Origin of the sequence: Synechococcus sp. CS-205 (assembly GCF_025128255.1) — a bacterium.
GTDB lineage: Bacteria > Cyanobacteriota > Cyanobacteriia > PCC-6307 > Cyanobiaceae > Regnicoccus_A.
Genome location: NZ_JAHLZB010000008.1, coordinates 14257 through 31388, shown reverse-complemented (window position 1 = coordinate 31388; position 17132 = coordinate 14257). Strand labels below are relative to the sequence as shown.

Annotated in this window: 17 protein-coding genes; 3 read left to right on the top strand and 14 right to left on the bottom strand. The window is 66.9% G+C overall.

What is annotated here, in order from left to right:
• Positions 1-7 precede the first annotated feature (7 nt).
• Entirely contained in the window at positions 8-208 is a 201-nt protein-coding gene (locus tag KQ297_RS01755) for a photosystem II reaction center protein J (RefSeq protein WP_185465752.1), read from the top strand.
• A gap of 95 nt (positions 209-303) precedes the next feature.
• Here the strand turns inward: KQ297_RS01755 and KQ297_RS01750 are convergent, their stop codons facing one another.
• The 12 genes from KQ297_RS01750 to gcvT all read right to left on the bottom strand — a co-directional run bounded on the left by KQ297_RS01750 (position 304) and on the right by gcvT (position 14351).
• On the bottom strand, positions 304-1332 hold the full coding sequence (locus tag KQ297_RS01750) for an NAD-dependent epimerase (RefSeq protein ID WP_259737905.1): 1029 nt from the start codon (positions 1330-1332) through the stop codon (positions 304-306).
• A gap of 199 nt (positions 1333-1531) precedes the next feature.
• Positions 1532-2575, bottom strand: a complete 1044-nt coding sequence (galE, locus tag KQ297_RS01745) for a UDP-glucose 4-epimerase GalE (protein ID WP_259737904.1) — start codon at positions 2573-2575, stop codon at positions 1532-1534.
• Entirely contained in the window at positions 2572-3522 is a 951-nt protein-coding gene (locus KQ297_RS01740) for a UDP-glucuronic acid decarboxylase family protein (RefSeq protein ID WP_259737903.1), read from the bottom strand. Before KQ297_RS01740 ends, galE begins: the two co-directional genes overlap by 4 nt.
• Before the next feature lie 4 nt (positions 3523-3526).
• A complete protein-coding gene (locus KQ297_RS01735) occupies positions 3527-4930 on the bottom strand; it encodes a nucleotide sugar dehydrogenase (protein ID WP_259737902.1) in 1404 nt (467 codons plus the stop codon).
• A gap of 43 nt (positions 4931-4973) precedes the next feature.
• Positions 4974-6254: a histidine--tRNA ligase gene (hisS, locus tag KQ297_RS01730; protein ID WP_259737944.1), complete on the bottom strand. Its 1281-nt coding sequence runs from the start codon at positions 6252-6254 to the stop codon at positions 4974-4976.
• A gap of 50 nt (positions 6255-6304) precedes the next feature.
• Positions 6305-6970 (bottom strand): 7-carboxy-7-deazaguanine synthase QueE, encoded by a 666-nt coding sequence (locus KQ297_RS01725; protein WP_259737901.1) that lies wholly within the window; start codon positions 6968-6970, stop codon positions 6305-6307.
• 73 nt (positions 6971-7043) lie between these two features.
• Positions 7044-7394, bottom strand: coding sequence for a hypothetical protein (locus KQ297_RS01720; protein WP_259737900.1), 351 nt, complete (start codon positions 7392-7394; stop codon positions 7044-7046).
• A gap of 322 nt (positions 7395-7716) precedes the next feature.
• Positions 7717-9384 (bottom strand): CTP synthase, encoded by a 1668-nt coding sequence (locus KQ297_RS01715; RefSeq protein WP_259737899.1) that lies wholly within the window; start codon positions 9382-9384, stop codon positions 7717-7719.
• Positions 9385-9434: 50 nt separating this feature from the next.
• Complete coding sequence (locus tag KQ297_RS01710) at positions 9435-9932, bottom strand: Dps family protein (RefSeq protein WP_185465736.1); 498 nt, start codon at positions 9930-9932, stop codon at positions 9435-9437.
• Positions 9933-10019: 87 nt separating this feature from the next.
• Positions 10020-11114 carry an RNA polymerase sigma factor, RpoD/SigA family gene (locus KQ297_RS01705; protein WP_259737943.1) on the bottom strand — a complete coding sequence of 365 codons (1095 nt, stop codon included), beginning with the start codon at positions 11112-11114 and terminating at the stop codon, positions 10020-10022.
• A 216-nt stretch (positions 11115-11330) separates the two neighbouring features.
• A complete protein-coding gene (gene aspS, locus KQ297_RS01700; protein WP_259737898.1) occupies positions 11331-13151 on the bottom strand; it encodes an aspartate--tRNA ligase in 1821 nt (606 codons plus the stop codon).
• A 63-nt stretch (positions 13152-13214) separates the two neighbouring features.
• Positions 13215-14351 (bottom strand): glycine cleavage system aminomethyltransferase GcvT, encoded by a 1137-nt coding sequence (gene gcvT / locus KQ297_RS01695; protein WP_259737897.1) that lies wholly within the window; start codon positions 14349-14351, stop codon positions 13215-13217.
• Between the two features lie 155 nt (positions 14352-14506).
• Between gcvT and KQ297_RS01690 the strand changes: the two genes are divergently transcribed.
• Together KQ297_RS01690 and KQ297_RS01685 are read left to right on the top strand one after the other, a co-directional pair.
• Positions 14507-14758, top strand: a complete 252-nt coding sequence (locus KQ297_RS01690; protein ID WP_259737896.1) for a hypothetical protein — start codon at positions 14507-14509, stop codon at positions 14756-14758.
• Positions 14759-14885: 127 nt separating this feature from the next.
• Complete coding sequence (locus KQ297_RS01685; RefSeq protein ID WP_259737895.1) at positions 14886-15281, top strand: cyclic nucleotide-binding domain-containing protein; 396 nt, start codon at positions 14886-14888, stop codon at positions 15279-15281.
• Here the strand turns inward: KQ297_RS01685 and speB are convergent.
• Both speB and speE read right to left on the bottom strand, forming a co-directional pair.
• On the bottom strand, positions 15275-16201 hold the full coding sequence (gene speB / locus KQ297_RS01680; RefSeq protein WP_259737894.1) for an agmatinase: 927 nt from the start codon (positions 16199-16201) through the stop codon (positions 15275-15277). The two genes, KQ297_RS01685 and speB, sit on opposite strands and share 7 nt — an antisense overlap.
• A gap of 4 nt (positions 16202-16205) precedes the next feature.
• Entirely contained in the window at positions 16206-17057 is an 852-nt protein-coding gene (speE, locus tag KQ297_RS01675) for a polyamine aminopropyltransferase (protein ID WP_259737942.1), read from the bottom strand.
• Positions 17058-17132 lie beyond the last annotated feature (75 nt).

The following is a 17132-nucleotide window of genomic DNA, read 5'->3' as shown; positions in this document are numbered from 1 at the left end:
TCCAGCCATGAGCGGCAAGAAAATGACCATGCCCGACGGTCGGCTTCCCGACCGTCTTCCCGATGGCCGCCCAGCGGTGGCCTGGCGCAGCCGCTGGACCGAAGGGGTGCTGCCCCTCTGGCTCGTGGCCACCGCCGGCGGCATCGCCGTGATTTTCGTGGTGGGCCTGTTCTTCTACGGCTCCTACGTGGGCGTTGGTTCGGCCTGATCCTGAGCTCAGCGTTCCCCCTGATGCCAGGGCCCCGACGGGGCCCTTTTTTGATGGGGATCCGTTGAACCAGAGGGGTGGCCTGGCCCCTGCGCTCAGACGCCGTGGTACTCGCGATACCAGCGCGCGAAATGGCCGATGCCCACCTCCAGCGGTGTGTGCGGCGCAAATCCGATCCAGGCCTCCAGGGCCGAGGTGTCGGCGGCGGTGGCGGCCACATCGCCGGGCTGCATCGGCTCGAACTGGGGAATGGCCTTCACCCCGAGCGCGTCTTCGAGCACCTCGATGAAACGCAGCAGGGGGGTGGGCTGGCTGTTGCCGATGTTGAACAGCCGGTGGGGAGCCGCCGCCGTGGCCGGATTCGGCTCCAGTGGATCGAAATCCGGATCCGGGGTGGCCGGCTTGTCGAGGCAGCGGATCACCCCCTCCACGATGTCGTCGATGTAGGTGAAGTCACGCTGCATGCGGCCATGGTTGAACACCCGGATCGGCTCGCCCGCCAGGATCGCTTTGGCAAACAGCATCGGCGCCATGTCGGGCCGCCCCCAGGGGCCATAAACGGTGAAGAAGCGCAGACCCGTGGCCGGCAGCCCGTAGAGGTGGCTGTAGGTGTGCGCCATCAGTTCATTGGCCTTCTTGGTGGCCGCGTAGAGGCTCACCGGATGGTTCACCGGATGCTGCTCCGAAAAGGGCATGCGCCGGTTGCCGCCATACACCGAGCTGCTGGAGGCATACACCAGGTGCTCCACACCGTGATGGCGGCAACCCTCGAGGATGTTCCCGAAGCCCACCAGGTTGCTCTGGATATAGGCCGACGGGTTCTCGAGTGAATAGCGCACGCCGGCCTGGGCGGCCAGGTGAATCACCGCGCGGGGGCGGGCTGCGGCGAAGAAGGTCGAGATTGCATCGCCACTGTCCACATCAAGGTGATGGAAGCTGAAATGTCCCTGGCTTGATCGAGCCACGCTCTCGATCCGCCCCAGCCGAGCCTGCTTCAAGGTCGGGTCGTAATAGGGATTGAGGTTGTCAAGCCCCACCACCCGCTCACCGCGTTCCAGAAGCTTCTGACAAACGGCAGCACCGATGAAGCCAGCGGCACCAGTGACGACAACAGCACGATCCATCTTCAGACTGACCCCGTTTGGTACTGACCGAGATGGTGACAAGGCCTTGCGGCGCTCATTCCTGGCTGATCTGTCTCCCCAAAGCGCAGGTGCAAACTCACCAGGGGCTTGCGGGCAGCCCATCTCGAAAGGTGATCGTTCATCAGCGACTTCACGCCCAGAGCTTCAGCGACATCGCCATCTTCGATGAGCATGGCTTTCAAGAGATTGACCACTGCAAACAATGCCACTGCCAGGCATGGGTGATGATCTGCTCCAGATCGGGGAACCTTGGGGTCCAACCAAGCTCCTGCCGAGCCTTTGAAGCACTGGCCACCAAAACAGGAGGATCACCAGGGCGCCGCAGGGAAACAGCAGCCTCCAGATGCCGCGGGATGATCTGTCGAGCCTGATCGATGACCTGCTGAACGGAATAGCCCGAGCCATTGCCAAGATTGTAGATTCTCGGCAGCCACGATGGACTTGACTCAGACCCAAGAATCTGCTTCAGGCCAAGAACGTGGGCATCCGCCAGATCGCAAACGTGGATGTAATCGCGGATGCAGGTGCCATCTGGGGTGGGGTAGTCGTCGCCATACACCTCAACACCTGAGCGCAGCCCCGCCATCGCCGCCAGCACCAGGGGAATCAGATGGGTTTCCGGCGTGTGATCCTCCCCCAGATCACCGGCAGGATCAGCACCGGCGGCATTGAAGTAGCGGAAGATGACACTGGGTAAGCCATAGGCGGCGCCGAAATCCTTGAGCAACTGCTCCACCATCCACTTGCTGCGGCCATAGGGGTTGATCGGCAGCTGGGGGGTGTCTTCGGTGATCGGAACGGTGTCCGGTATCCCGTAAGTGGCACAGGTGGAGGAGAACACGATCGGGATCGCGGGCCCCGTGCCTGTCCGTACCGGCTCCACCAGGGATTCCAGGAGCGCGAGGGAATCGGCCAGGTTGTTGCGGTAATACTTAGCTGGGTCCTGGACGGATTCACCCACGTAGGCATAGGCCGCAAAGTGCAGCACCGCTTGCACGGGCTCGCCTCCGCAGGCGGGATGGCAGCCGCTCAGCACCTGCTCCAGCAGGGCCCGATCACCCACCTGCCCCACCACCAGGGGCACAGTCAGCACCTCCTCAACGAGGCGACGGTGTCCATGGACCAGATTGTCGAGGACGACCAGCCTGAAACCGGCCTGCTGCAGGGCACGGACGGTGTGGCTGCCGATGTAGCCCGCACCACCGGTGACGAGCAGGGTCAACGGCCTTGCTCCAGGCAGTTGCGGAAGTAAGCGATGGTGGGACCCAGTCCCTCCTCCAGTGAAACCCTGGGTTCCCAGCCCAGCTCACGCCTGGCCAGATCGATCACCGGCTGGCGTTGCAGAGGATCATCCTGAGGCAGTGGCAGGCAGGTGAGGGAGAGACCGGGGTCGATCCGCTCCAGCACCAGCTCCGCCAGCTGGCGGATCGTGAATTCGCCGGGATTGCCGATGTTGATGGGGCCGGTGTGGTTGCCGTTCATCAGGCGAATCAAGCCCTCCACCAGATCATCTACATAACAGAAACTGCGGGTCTGGCTGCCATCGCCATAAAGCGTGAGCGGCTCACCGCGCAGTGCCTGCACGATGAAGTTGCTCACCACCCGGCCGTCATCGGGGAACATGCGCGGGCCGTAGGTGTTGAAGATCCTGGCCACACGGATCTCCGTGCCGTGCATGCGCATGTAATCGAAGCAGAGGGCTTCGGCAATGCGCTTCCCTTCGTCGTAGCAGGAGCGGATTCCGATCGGATTGACGCTGCCGCGGTAACTCTCCGGCTGGGGATGCACCTCGGGATCGCCGTACACCTCGCTGGTGCTCGCCAGCAGAAGCCGCGCTCCGACCCGACTGGCCAGGCCAAGCATGTTGTAAGTGCCAAGAAAGCTGGTCTTGGCCGTCTTGATCGGATTCGACTGGTAGTGCCTGGGTGAAGCCGGACAAGCCAGATGCCAGATCCGATCCACCTCGAGCCGGATCGGTTCAGTGACGTCGTGGCGGATCAGCTCAAAGCGGGGATGGCCGATCCAGCGGGCCACATTGGCTTTGCTGCCGGTGTAATAGTTGTCAAGGCAGATCACCTCCTCCCCGGCCTCCATCAGCCTGTCGACGAGGGTGGAGCCAACGAAGCCGGCACCGCCGGTGACGAGATTGCGAAGGGAGGATGGAGCCATGGGTTCAGCCCTCTCCTACAAGCCAGACCCTAAGCCCGGCCGCCCGGGCGGCTTCAGCATCAGTCACCCCGCGCACATCGAACAACCAGGCGGGTCGACGCATGCGCGCGACGATCGCAGTCCAGTCGAGTTCAGCGAACTGGTGCCATTCCGTGAGCACGATCACCGCATCGGCACCCTCCACGGCATCCAGCACGCCGGCGGCAGACTGCCAGCTTCCTTCATCAGCCAGGCCCAGCCGGGAAGCGGCGGCCTCACGGCCCAGGTCCGCGGCCACCTGATCGGGTCCCACCTTCGGGTCATGAATCGCCAGGTGAGCCCCCTCCTCCAGCAGGTCACGGCAGATGCCGATGGCCGGAGATTCCCGGGTGTCGTTGGTGTCGGCCTTGAAGGCGAACCCCAGCACCGCCAGGCGCTTGCCGCTCACTGTGCCGAACAGCCGACTCACCACCAGCCTGGCAATACGCTGCTGCTGCCAGCTGTTGAGATCCACCACCTGCTCCCAGTAGTGGGCCGCCTGCTCCAGGCCGTAGTGACGGCAGAGATACACCAGGTTAAGGATGTCCTTGCGAAAGCAACTGCCGCCGAATCCCGGACCAGCGGAGAGGAACTTCGGCCCCAGACGCGAATCGGCCCCGATGGCCCGAGCCACTTCCTTCACATCAGCACCCGTTGCCTCACAGAGGGCACCAATGGCATTGATCGAGGAGATGCGCTGGGCCAGAAAGGCATTGGCCGTGAGCTTGGAGAGCTCACTGCTCCAGAGGTTGGTGCGCAGAATTCGCTCAGGGCTGACCCACCTGGAGTAGATCTCCACCAGGGCATCAATCGCATTCGCATCATCCCCGCCGATGAGCACACGATCGGGATCCTCGAGATCGGAAATGGCAGTTCCTTCTGCCAGAAACTCAGGGTTGGAGAGCACAGAGAATGTCTTGCTTTCTGCTTCGGAACTGTCCTGAGAGGCTGAAAGAATCGACTGAATCGTTTCAGCGGTACGCACAGGAAGGGTACTTTTCTCCACCACGATCGTGTGGCCCATGGCCTGGGCAGCCACCTGGCGGGCGGAGGCCTCGATCCAACGCAGATCGGAGGCCTGCCCGGCCCCGAGACCGCGCCTCTTGGTGGGGGTGTTCACCGAAAGAAAGACCATATCGGCCGCCGCGATCGCTCCGTCCACCTCGGTGGTGAAGTGAAGATTGCGGCCTCGGCAGCGAGCCACAACATCTGCAAGGCCTGGCTCATAGACAGGAAGCTTGCTCAGATCGGCATCGTTCCAGGCAGCGATCCGCTCAGCATTGAGATCAACCAGGGTGACCTGAATGTGGGGGCAGCGGTCGGCCATCACCGCCATGGTGGGCCCACCCACATAACCGGCGCCGATGCAGCAAATGGTCCGGACAGTCATCACAGAGCTGGATGAGGCAAGGGACGGGGGTCCGTAGAGCATCTCATGGTGATTGAAGCGTCAGGCGTCGGAGCAGCTCCTCCGCTCCCAGGCGCTCTTCGGCCGGATCGCCGCGACGGCGCAGGTCCTTGAGCAGCACCACCCCCTCCTCGGCCTCCCCCTCGCCGATCACCACGGCCCAGGGGGCTCCGGAGCGGTCGGCACGCTTGAGCTGCTTGCCGAAGGCGGCACCGGTGAGATCGAGCTCCACCATGCGGCCGGCCTGACGCAGCTGACGGGAGAGCACCAGGGCCTGGCGTTCAGCCCGCTCGCCTCGGCTGACCAGGTACACATCAGGGGATCGTGTGGGGAGGGTGAATCTGCCGGCGGACTGGGCCTGGGCCAGCAGCAGCACCAGCCGCTCGAGGCCGATCGCCCAGCCGATCGCCGCCGTGGGCGCACCGCCCAGTTGCTCGATCAGGCCGTCGTAGCGACCGCCCCCGCAGACGGTGGCCTGGGCCCCGAGCTGGCTGCTGGTGATCTCGAAGGCGGTGTGGGTGTAGTAGTCGAGGCCGCGCACGAGGCGGGGATTGAGCTGGTAGGGAATGTCCAGCCCGTCGAGGCAACGGCGCACGGCCTCGAAACGCTCGCGGCTGGCGTCGCTCAGGCTGTCGATCAGCAGCGGAGCCTCAGCCAGCACCGCCTGGGTGTCGGGGTTCTTGCTGTCGAGAACACGCAGGGGATTGGTGCTGATCCGCTCCTGGGAGTCCCCGTCGAGCAGATCGCGCCGCTCCTGCAGCCAGCTCACCAGGGTGGTGCGGTAGGCGGCGCGGTCAGCAGGATCGCCGAGGGAATTGAGCTCCAGCGCCAGGCCCCCGACCCCCAGCTCACGAAGCAGATCCCAGGCGATCGCGATCGCCTCGGCGTCGCTGCGGGGGTCGGCGAAGCCGAGCAGCTCGATCCCCACCTGATGAAACTGGCGCTGCCGGCCGGCCTGGGGGCGCTCGTAGCGGAACATCGGGCCCGTGTACCAGAGCCGCTGGCCCCCCTGGCCGAGCAGGCCATGCTGCAGGGCGGCGCGCACCACCGACGCGGTGCCCTCGGGACGCAGGGTGCAGCTGCGCTCGCCCCGATCGAGGAAGGTGTACATCTCCTTGCCCACCACATCGGTGGCTTCACCGATGCCGCGGGCGAACAGCTCGGTGACCTCCAGCAGGGGTGTGCGGATCTCCCGCAGGGCAGCGCACTCGAACTGGCTGCGGACCGTGGCTTCGATCCGCTGCCACAGGGGCATCTGCTCCGGGAGCAGATCCACCATGCCCCGAAGGCTCTGCAGCTTCTCCACGCCCGCGTTGCTCACTCGCTCACAGTTTGCGGGATCGCTGGAGCCGGCCTTCAGCGCAGCCCCAGCCATTTGTGGGTCTGCAGGCTGAGGCGCCAACCGCCGTGACGGCGCACGTGGTTCACCGCCAGCTCCTGCCCCAGCTCGCTTCCGGCAGCGGGCTGCAGCAACAGCACCGGCGGCGGCAGCGGCGACTCCCGGCGCAGGGCCAAAGCGGCTGAGGCCATGGCCTCAGCGAAGGCCAGATCAGCCCTCTCGTGGATCACCACCTTCAGCTCATGGCAGGCGGCGAGAAGCTCGGCAGTGGCCGGCCGGTGGCGCTTGGGCGAGAGGGTGATCCACTCGAAGCGGCCGGAGAGCGGGTCGACGCCGCTGGTTTCCAGGTGCAGGGGGAGCTGGGGAGCTGCCTGGCCCAGGGCCTCACACAAACCATCGAGGTTTTGGTGCAGAGGTTCACCACCGGTGATCACCACGAAAGCGGCACCGGCAGCAGCAGCCGCCGCGGTGTCCACCGCCAGATCCTGGAAGTGACGGTGGGGATGGGCGGCCGCCGGCCAGGAGTGCTTGGTGTCACACCAGCTGCAACCCACCGAGCAGCCGGCCAGCCGGATGAAGAAGGCGCTGCGGCCAGCGTGCACTCCCTCACCCTGAAGGGAGTGGAAGGTTTCCACCACCGGGAGTCCGGCTGGGGGCACGGCCACGGCGCAAACGAAACTCACCCTAGGAAGCGAAGACCGGACGCTCAGCGGCACAACGAAAGGCTTCGATCCCCGCACGGGCGCCCCGTTCGCCTCAACCCCCGCTGCAGGCATCGGCCTGGAGGAGCTCCAGGCCGAGCCCCGCCAAGCGCCACCAGAGCGATTCGATTCCGATCGGCTCGTCCACCAGGTCCACCTGAGGCAGGGCCTGGAAAGACTGGAGGGCAGCCAGAGCATCCTGGTTCGTGATCGTCGCGCTTAGGTAGGCCGTGAAGATTGCTGGGGTGGACGCCAGCCGCAGAAAGCTCTGCTGGGTGGCACGGCAGAGCAGGACTGGTGTCGCAGGCGTGGCCTCAAGCAGCACCGATTGGGCGGTGCGATGGGCTGGATGGGCCTCGAAGGCCGCCGCCAGCCACACATTCACATCAAGCAGGGAGGCCGGCACGGCGGCGGTCCTCCTGCATCAGGCACTCCTGCTCCATCCACTGTCACCCCATTGCTGGCGGGTGGCGCAGACCCTGATGTGCCGCCATGGAGACCCTGACGGATGTAATCAGCCACTAGCTCCTTGAGCGTGCGGCCCTGCTGCAGGGCCCGTTGCTTGACCTGGCGCACGAGATGATCCGGCAGGTCCAAGGTCGTTTTCATCAGACCTGCTTGCCGGCTAACCAGCTTACTGGGTATCCAGCAATGGCATCTGCCCAGTGTTCTTTGAACTCAACGGGAGGCAGCGCGCAGGCGAGCACCCGCTCCATCCAGGCGGTTGCTCAGGCCCGCACGGGCACATCATCGGGAACGGCTTTGGCCTGCTGCTCCTGGCCGTTGGCGCTGATCTCGCCCCGCTGCCCCTGAGCAGCCTCGATCAACCCCCGGAACAGTGGATGGGGCTTGCCGGGCCTGGAGAGGAATTCCGGGTGGTACTGACAGGCCGCGAAGAAGGGATGATCCTCCCGCTCGATCAGCTCCACCAACCGGCCGTCGGGAGAGGTGCCGCTGATCGTGTATCCCCCCGCCTGAAAGAGGTTGCGGTAGGCGTTGTTGAACTCATAGCGGTGGCGGTGACGCTCGTAGACCACCTCCTCGCCGTACAGGCGAGCAGCGATGGTTCCCGCAGCGAGGCGGCAGGGGTAGACCCCGAGGCGCATCGTGCCGCCCAGGTCGATCACATCCTGCTGTTCCGGCAGCAGGTGAATCACGGGGTGGAGGCTTTCGGCGTCCAGCTCGGCGCTGGTGGCGCCCGCCAGGCCGGCCAGGTTGCGGGCCCACTCGATCACGGCGCACTGCATGCCCAGGCAGAGGCCCAGGAAGGGCACCCGCTCCTCGCGGGCCCAGCGGATCGCCGCCACCTTGCCATCCACGCCCCGATGCCCGAAACCGCCCGGCACCACCACGGCATCCATGCCGCGCAGCAGCGCTTCAGCCCCCTGGGTCTCGATCTGCTCGGCTGAGATCCAGTGCAGATCCAGCGAGGCATCCCGGTCGATGCAGGCATGGCGCAGGGCCTCCACCACCGAGAGGTAGGCGTCGTTGAGCTGCACGTACTTGCCCACCAAGGCCACCTTCACCGCCGCTCCGGGATTGCGCAGCCTCTGCACCAGGGCCTGCCAGCGCTCCATGTCGCTGTCGCGATCCTCCAGGCCGAACACCTCCAGCACCTGTCGGCAGAGCCCTTCCTCTTCCAGCGCGATCGGCACCGCATAGATGCTGTCAGCGTCGCGGGCGGGAATCACCGCCTCGCGGCGGACGCCGCAGAAGCCCCCGATCTTGGCCTTGAGCTCCTCGCTGATCGGCCGGTCGCAGCGGCAGACCAGCAGATCGGGCTGGATGCCGATCGAGCGCAGCTCCTTGACCGAGTGCTGGGTGGGCTTGGTCTTGATCTCGCCGGAGGTGCCGATGTAAGGAAGCAGGGTGACGTGGACGTAGGCCAGGTCGCAGCGGCCCACGTCGCCGCGGAACTCGCGGATGGCCTCCAGGAAGGGCAGCGATTCGATGTCCCCCACCGTGCCGCCGATCTCGGTGATCACCACATCGACGCCGCTGTCGGAGGCCACTCGGTGGATGCGCTCGCGGATCTCACCGGTGATGTGGGGAATCACCTGCACCGTGCCGCCGTTGTAATCGCCGCGGCGTTCCTTGTTGATCACCGCCTGGTAGATCGAGCCGGTGGTCACGCTGTTCAGGCGCGACATGGCGGTGTCGGTGAACCGCTCGTAATGGCCCAGGTCGAGATCCGTCTCGGCGCCGTCCTGGGTGACGAACACCTCGCCGTGCTGGTACGGGCTCATCGTGCCCGGGTCCACGTTGAGGTAGGGATCGAGCTTGAGGATCGAAACGCTGTAGCCCCTTGATTTGAGCAGCCGCCCGAGGCTCGCCGCCACGATCCCCTTGCCGATGCTCGACACCACCCCCCCGGTCACGAAGACGAATTTCGCCATGGGCGGAGGGCGGACATCGGCGGACACATCAATCTATCCAGCTCGCCCGATCAGGCATCCAGCAGGCTGCGCAGCATCCAGGCGGTTTTCTCGTGGATCTGCAACCGCTGGGTGAGCAGATCGGCGGTGGGCTCGTCTCCGGCCTCCGCCACCAGGGGGAAGAGGCTGCGGGCGGTGCGGGCCACGGCCTCATGGCCCATCACCAGTTCACGCACCATCTCCAGGGCCGGGGGCTGACCCTGGGTTTCGGAAATCGAGGAGAGGGCGGCGAAACGGCCGCCGCCGAAGGGGGCCGGACAGCCCAGGGCCCGGATCCGCTCGGCAATCACGTCGAGGGCCGTCCAGAGCTCGGTGTACTGCTCCATGAACATCAGGTGCAGCGTGTTGAACATCGGACCGGTCACGTTCCAGTGGAAGCCGTGGGTCTTGCCGTAGAGCACATAGCTGTCAGCCAGGACCCGGCCCAGACCTGCCGCGATCTGCTCGCGCTGGTCATCGGAGATGCCGATGTCGATCGGAGGGGCGGTGACGGCAGAGGAGTTGCTCACGGAAAACAAAGCGAAGTGACTTCGGTTTAGCCCAATGCCGCGGCAGGAGTCCAGGGGGGCTTTCCGTATGGCCTGTGCAGGAGCGCCTCAGCCGTCGAGGCTGAGCAGGTAGTCGTGCACGCGGCAACGCCGGCCCGGCTGGCGCAGCTTGTGCAGGGCCGTGGTTTCAATCTGACGCACCCGCTCCCGCGACAGCTGCATCCCCTCGCCGATCTGGGCCAGGGTACGGGGGTTGTCGTCACTGAGGCCATAGCGCAGGCGGATCACCTCCGCTTCCCGCTGGCTGAGCTCATCGAGCAGGGCATCGAGGTCGCTGTGCAGCTGCTGCCTGGTCAGCCGCTGTTCGGGGGTGTCGCTGGTGGCCTCCAGCAGGTCCCCGAGGGACGTGTCGTGGTCACGCCCCACCCTGGTGTCCAGCGAGACCGAGCGGGGCACCCGCAGCAAGGTGAGACGCACCGCCTCCTCGCTCCACTGCAAAGCCTCGGCCAGCTCGGCGAGGGAGGCGGTGCGGCCGTGGTCAGCGGCGAACTGACGCTGGGCCTTCTTGATCCGGTTCAGCTTCTCGGTGACATGCACCGGCAGGCGGATCGTGCGGCTCTGGGTGGCGATCGCCCGGGTGACCCCCTGGCGGATCCACCAGTAGGCATAGGTGCTGAAGCGGAAGCCGCGGGTGGGGTCGTACTTCTCGACAGCACGCTCGAGGCCCAGGGTGCCCTCCTGGACCAGGTCGAGCAGTTCCATGCCCCGCTTCTGATACTTCTTGGCCACCGCCACCACCAGACGCAGATTGGCCTGGATCATGCGGTCGCGGGCACGGCGGCCCCGCAGCAGCCGTTGCTGAAGGTCGCTGAGGCTGAGCTGCAGGCAAGCGGCCCAGGCTGCGTGGCCCTCCTGCAGGAGGCGCCGCAACTCGGGCAGGGGCTGGCCAGAGGCCTCGGCCCACTGGGCATGGGAGGGCTGATGGGTGAGGCGGGTGGCCAGCTTTTGCCGCACCACCTCCAGCTCGATCATGGCCTGCAGGATCGGCAGGTCGGCCGCCTTCTCCTGCCGCTGCTCCAGCAGCAGCTCACGGGCCTGCACCTGGCGGGCCAGCAGCAATTCCTCCTCCTGGCTGAGCACATCGACCCGGCCGATGTCCTGCAGGTAGAGCCGCACCAGATCGGCACTGGCGCGGCTGGGCAGGCGAGGGCGGCCGCGGAGGGCCCGGGTGGAGGCCCTGCCAGTGTCGGGGGCGGCATCGAGATCGATCGCCACCTCCGGTTCGGGGTTGCCTTGAAGCGCTGATGTTGACCCTGGGGACACGAACCATGCACTGACGTGCCTTCACCTTCGTGTTGCCACTGAAAAGCAGCGCGAAACAGAAGGTTTCTCTTCAGGATCAGTCGGGTCTCGCTGCGTTCATTCAGGCTCCACCCAGGTGCTGGCCACGTGCAGATCCTGCAGTTGCTGGGGAGCCACATCGGCAGGGGCCTGGGTGAGCAGGCAGCGGGCCTGCTGGGTCTTGGGGAAGGCGATCGTGTCGCGGATCGACTCTTCGCCGGCCAGCAGCATCACCATCCGATCGAGCCCGAAGGCCAGGCCGCCGTGGGGAGGGGCGCCCAGGTCGAGGGCCTCGATCAGGAAGCCGAACTGGCGCTCGGCCTCCTCCAGGGGCAGGCCGATGGTCTGCAGCACCTGGCGCTGCAGGGCCGAATCGTGGATGCGCAGGGAGCCGCCGCCCAGTTCCAGGCCGTTGAGCACCAGGTCGTAGGCCTGGGCGCGGGCGCCGGGCAGGGTGGTGGCCCAGGCGGCGGGATCGTTGCCGAGGTCGGCGGCGTTGGGGGCGCAGAAGGGGTGATGCAGCGCCTCGAGGCGGTTCTCGTCGGCGTTGAACTCGAACATCGGGAAATCCACCACCCAGAGGAAGTTCCAGATGTCGTTCTCCCGGTCGGGCGGAACCATCCCCAGCTCCCGGGCCAGGTACTGGCGCACCCGGTCGAGGGCCTTGTTCACCGTGGCGGTGTCGCCGGCGCCGAACAGAAGCAGGGTGCCGGGCACCGCGCCGGTGCGCTCCAGCAGCTCGGCTTTGGTGGCGGCGCTGAGGTTGTCCTTGATGGCACCGATCGTGTCGATCTCGCCGCCCTCACGCACGCGGATGAAGGCCAGCCCCCCGGCCCCCGCCGCCTGGGCCTCGCTGAAGACATCACCACCGGGCTTGATGCGCACGTTGGAAAGGGCCTCATTGCCTCCGGGTACGGCGATGCACTTCACCGAACCGCCGGCGGCCACGGCACCACTGAACACCTTGAAGCCCATGCCGGCCACCAGGTCGCTCACGTTGGTGAGCTCCATGCCATAGCGCGTGTCGGGCCGGTCGGTGCCGTAGCGATCCATCGCCTCGTGCCAGCTGAGGCGGGGGAAGGGCCGGGGCAGCTCCACCCCTCGGGCGGCCTTCCAGATCGCGGCGATCAGCGCTTCGTTGAGCTCCAGGATCTCTTCCTGGCCCATGAAGCTCATCTCGATGTCGAGCTGGGTGAACTCCGGCTGGCGGTCGGCCCGCAGATCCTCGTCGCGGAAGCAGCGCGCCACCTGGTAGTAACGCTCCAGGCCGCCCACCATCAGCAGCTGCTTGAACAGCTGCGGCGACTGGGGCAGGGCGAACCACTCGCCGCCGCACACCCGCGACGGCACCAGATAGTCGCGGGCGCCCTCGGGGGTGGAGCGGGTCAGCACGGGGGTTTCCACCTCGATGAAGCCCTGGTCTTCGAGGAAGCGGCGGGCCGCCTGGATCGTGCGGGCCCGCAGACGCAGGTTGCCGTTCATGCGCTCGCGGCGCAGATCCAGGTAGCGGTGACGCAGCCGCAGCTCCTCGCGGGTGTTCTCCTCGTCGTGCACCGACACGGGGAAGGGCAGGTTGCCCTTGACGCTGTTCAGCACCGTGATGGCGCTGGCCAGCACCTCCAGGCCGCCGGTGGCCAGTTTCGTGTTGATCGATTCCGCTGGCCTGGCCCGTACCCGCCCAGCCACCTGGATCACGGTCTCGTTGCGCAGGTGCTCGGCCACGGCAAAGGCCTCGGACCCCAGATCGGGGTCCACCGTCACCTGCACCGTGCCGCTGCGGTCGCGCAGGTCGATGAAGATCACCCCGCCGTGGTCACGGCTGCGGTCGACCCAGCCGCAGAGCTGCACCTCCTCTCCGGTGGCGTCCTGACGCAGGTCGCCGCACCCGTGGCTGCGCATGCTGTGAATCCCTGAGCAATCGGCGATTTTCCCACCCAGCCGGGCCAGGCCCGGCAGCACCCGTCAGGCCCGCCTGTAAAAGGGACGCTTGACCACCACGGCGGGCTCCGCCTTGCCCCGGATCTCCACCGCCAGTTCGGTGCCGGGGCGGGTGGAATCAGCCGGCACATAGGCCAGGGCGATCGCCTCCGCCAGGGTGGGCGACCAGGTGCCACTGGTGACCTCACCCACCACCTGGCCCTGGCGCAGCACCGGATAGCCGTGCCGTGCGATCGCGCGGCCCTGGAGCTTCAGACCCACCAGACGCCGGCTCACCCCTTCGGCGCTCTGGCGCTCCAGCACCTCCCTCCCGATGAAGGACGCCGGCATCTCCAGGTGCACCAGCCAGCCCAGGGCAGCCTCCAGGGGTGTGGTGCTGCTGTCCATGTCGCTGCCGTAGAGGTGCATGGCCGCCTCCAGGCGCAGGGTGTCGCGGGCACCGAGGCCGCAGGGGACCACCCCCTCCGCCAGCAGCTGAGCCCAGAGGGCGCAACCGGCAGCTCGATCCAGCAGCAGTTCCACGCCGTCTTCGCCGGTGTAACCAGTGCGGGCCACGAACGCGGAGGCGCCGGCGGCTTCAGCGGCGGCGCTGCCGGCCAGCGTGAACGTGCGGTGAGCGAAACGGGGAAGGCCGCTCAGGTCGACGGCGGCCAGGGCCTCCAGCCGGCCGATGGCCTCGGGGCCCTGGAGGGCCAGCAACACACCATCGGCCTTGCGGTCGCTGATCACCAGGCCCGCCGGCTCCAGGTTTTGGCGCAGCCAGGCGGTGTCGGCCTCGGCGCAGCCGGCGTTGATGATCAGCAGAAGCTCGTCGCGTGCGCCATCGGTGTCCTCCGGCCGCCCCCGGTCGTAGACGATCAGGTCGTCACGGATGCCGCCGGCTTCGCTGAGCAGCACGGTGTAGGTGGCTTCGCCGGGACCGATCCGAAACAGGTCACTGGGCACCAGGGCCTGCAGGGCGTCCTTGGCGCCGTCGCCGCGCAGCCGCAGCACTCCCATGTGGGAGATGTCGAAGACGCCACAGCGTTCGCGCACGGCCCTGTGCTCCTGCACCAGGCCCTGGAACTGGACGGGCATCTCCCAGCCCTCGAAGGGCACCATCCGGGCGCCGGCGGCGCGGCAGGCCCCGTTGAGGGGGGTTCGCTTCAGGGATTCCGCCATGGGCTGCGCTGTCGCGGGTGCTGGCGAGGATCCTATGGAGGCCCACCGGAAGGGAGCCCTCCGGGCAATCCCGAAGACTTCCAGCAGGTTCGGGTTTTCCCCTGGTCTGGCAAGGAGAAGGTCATTACCTTGAGTGCCCTGAATGGGTCGTGCCCATGGGCCAGCGCCCGAACTGTCGCAGCTGCAACCACTGCCAGGCACCCGAAGCCTCGATCAGTGGCTCCGAGCAGAGCTGGTGCCAGATGCGGCGGCTGGCGATCCATCCCGAACTGGCCGGCGATCTCTGGTGTCACCACTGGACCCCACGGCCACCCAGGCTGCCGAGCGTGGACCCGCGGGTGCTCACGATGCCCAAGCCGGCCAACCGCCAGCTCGCCCTCACCGAGTTGCTGGCGGCTGTCAGCTGAGCGGAGCCAGGTCCACCACGGAACGGACCTCGGAACACATCTGGCCGCAATCTGTGATCGAGACTGCCGGCAAAAGGATGCATCAGGCGCCATGCTGATGGGTCAAACCCCTGTTGGAGGTGAATGATTGGTCTCCACTGCACCCGCCACGCCGGTTGAACTGATGGCCTCCCAGGTGGACGGTGAAACCCTCACCCTGCCCACCGGCTCCCATGTGTTTCGCCACGGAGATCTCACCAGTGCGATCTACGGGGTGCGCAAGGGCATCGTCGAACTGATCGACGCCTCAAGAAATCGCCTTTGCTACCGCCACGGCGAGCTGTTCAGCTACGAAGACATCGCCTGGCGGGGCGGATTCTTCCGCAACGAGGCCATCGCCCGCACCCCGGTGGAGCTGGTGAAACTGGAGCGGCTGAACTTCCTCAACCTTCTCCACAACCACCCCACCCTGGCGGTGGTGCTGATCGGTCAACAGCACGAGAGGCTGCGGGAGCAACGGGCCAGCGGTTCCTACTCCTACTGAGCCTGACCCAGCAGCAGAAGCAGACTTCGGGTCACCTTCGCCGCCAGCACGGCGCTCACACCGCTGGGGTCGAGCCCTGGCGCGAGTTCCACCACGTCGGCTGCCACCAGGTGATGGTGGCGAAGTTCCTCCAGCAGCCCTGCGAAGTGGCCCCAGTGGTAGCCGCCCGGCTCGGGAGTGCCGGTGCCGGGCAGCACGGCGGGATCGAACCAGTCAAGGTCAACCGTGAGGTAGAGCGGCCGGCCCCGCAGCGGGCCGAGGGCCGCCACCAGCTCAGCCTGGAGCCGCTCCGGCTCCAGCGACAGACCGGGGCCCTGCCCCACCAGCCGGCCACTGCGACGCAGTTCCTCGAACTCCTCGCGGGTGCCGCTGCGGATCGCCACCTGGAGCAGGTCAGCGGAGGGGAGCACCTCCAGGCAGCGGCGCATCGCGCAGGCATGGCTGTGGCGGGCGCCCAGCCAGTTCTGGCGAAGATCGGCGTGGGCATCGAGCTGCACCAGGGCCAGCTCGGGGTACCGGGCGGCCACGGCGGCCACCGCACCACTGCTGATCGAGTGCTCACCGCCGAGCATCAGCGGCCGCAGCCCCAGCTCAAGCACCGCCCGGGTGGCCTCTCCCACGGCAGCCACCACCGGCTCCGGCGCCCCGAAGGGAATGGCCACTGCCCCCAGATCCACGAAGGCCAGGTCCTCGAGGTCGAGATTCAGCTGCGGGTCGTAGGTTTCGAGCCCATTGCTCACCTCCCGGATCGCCGCCGGCCCGAAGCGGGCCCCAGGCCTGAACGAGGTGGTGCCGTCGTAGGGCACCCCGAAGAGGCCCACCCGGCAACCGTCGGGATCACGCCTTGATCCCATGTAGATGGCTCCGTCGCGCTCGAACAGGTCGGAGTCGATCAGATCCTGAGGCACAGGGACAGACATCAGCTCAGGCCTGATGGAGGGCCAGGGCCCGCTCAATGCCGGCCGGGATGGCCTGGAAGGCGCCCCGCTGCCAGCGGGGCGACCAGATCTCACAGCCGGCGGCCACCGCCGCGGCCCGCTCGGCCATGGGCTCCAGGTACCGGGGGCCGTCCGTGGCGGCAAAGGTCCAGCTCCACCAGCCACTGGGATACATCGGCACCCAGCCATAGAGCGGATCGGCATGGCCGAACAGCTCCCGCAGCAGGCGCACGGTGGCCAGGTGCACCTCGCGGAAGGCTTCCGGCGATTCACTCTGGGTGGCGAACACCCCGCCAGGGCGCAGGATGCGGCGGCACTGCCGGAAGAAGGCACGGTTGAACAGGCCTTCGGCGGGGCCCGCCGGGTCGGAGCCATCCACGATCACCACGTCGTAGCTGGCGTCGTCGGCCGCGGAGGCCCAGGCGATGCCATCACCGACGGTGAGCCGGAAGCGGGGATCATCCCAGCAGCCCGCGCCCAGGGAGGGCAGGTAGCGCTGGGCGCACTCCACCACCAGCCCATCGATCTCCACCAGATCGAGGTGGCGCACACCGGGATGGCGCAGGCACTCCCGCGCCGTGCCGCCGTCGCCGCCGCCGATCACCAGCACCCGCTCGAGGCCGGCGGCGGAGCTGAGGGCCGGATGCACCAGCGGCTCGTGGTAGTGGCGCTCCTGACGTTCGGCCGTCATCCAGCAGCCATCGAGCAGCAGTCCCTTGCCGTAGCGCCGGCTGTCGATGATGGTGATCTCCTGGTAAGGGCTGCTCTGCTCCAGCAGCACCTCAGCCTCAAGGCCATAGCGCACACCCTCGTGGATCTCATCAACCCAGCCATTGATCGGTTTCACGGCTGCTGACTCCTCGAGCCGCCCTAGCTAAGCCTCCAGTGGAGCACCCTGTCACCCAGGCGTCCC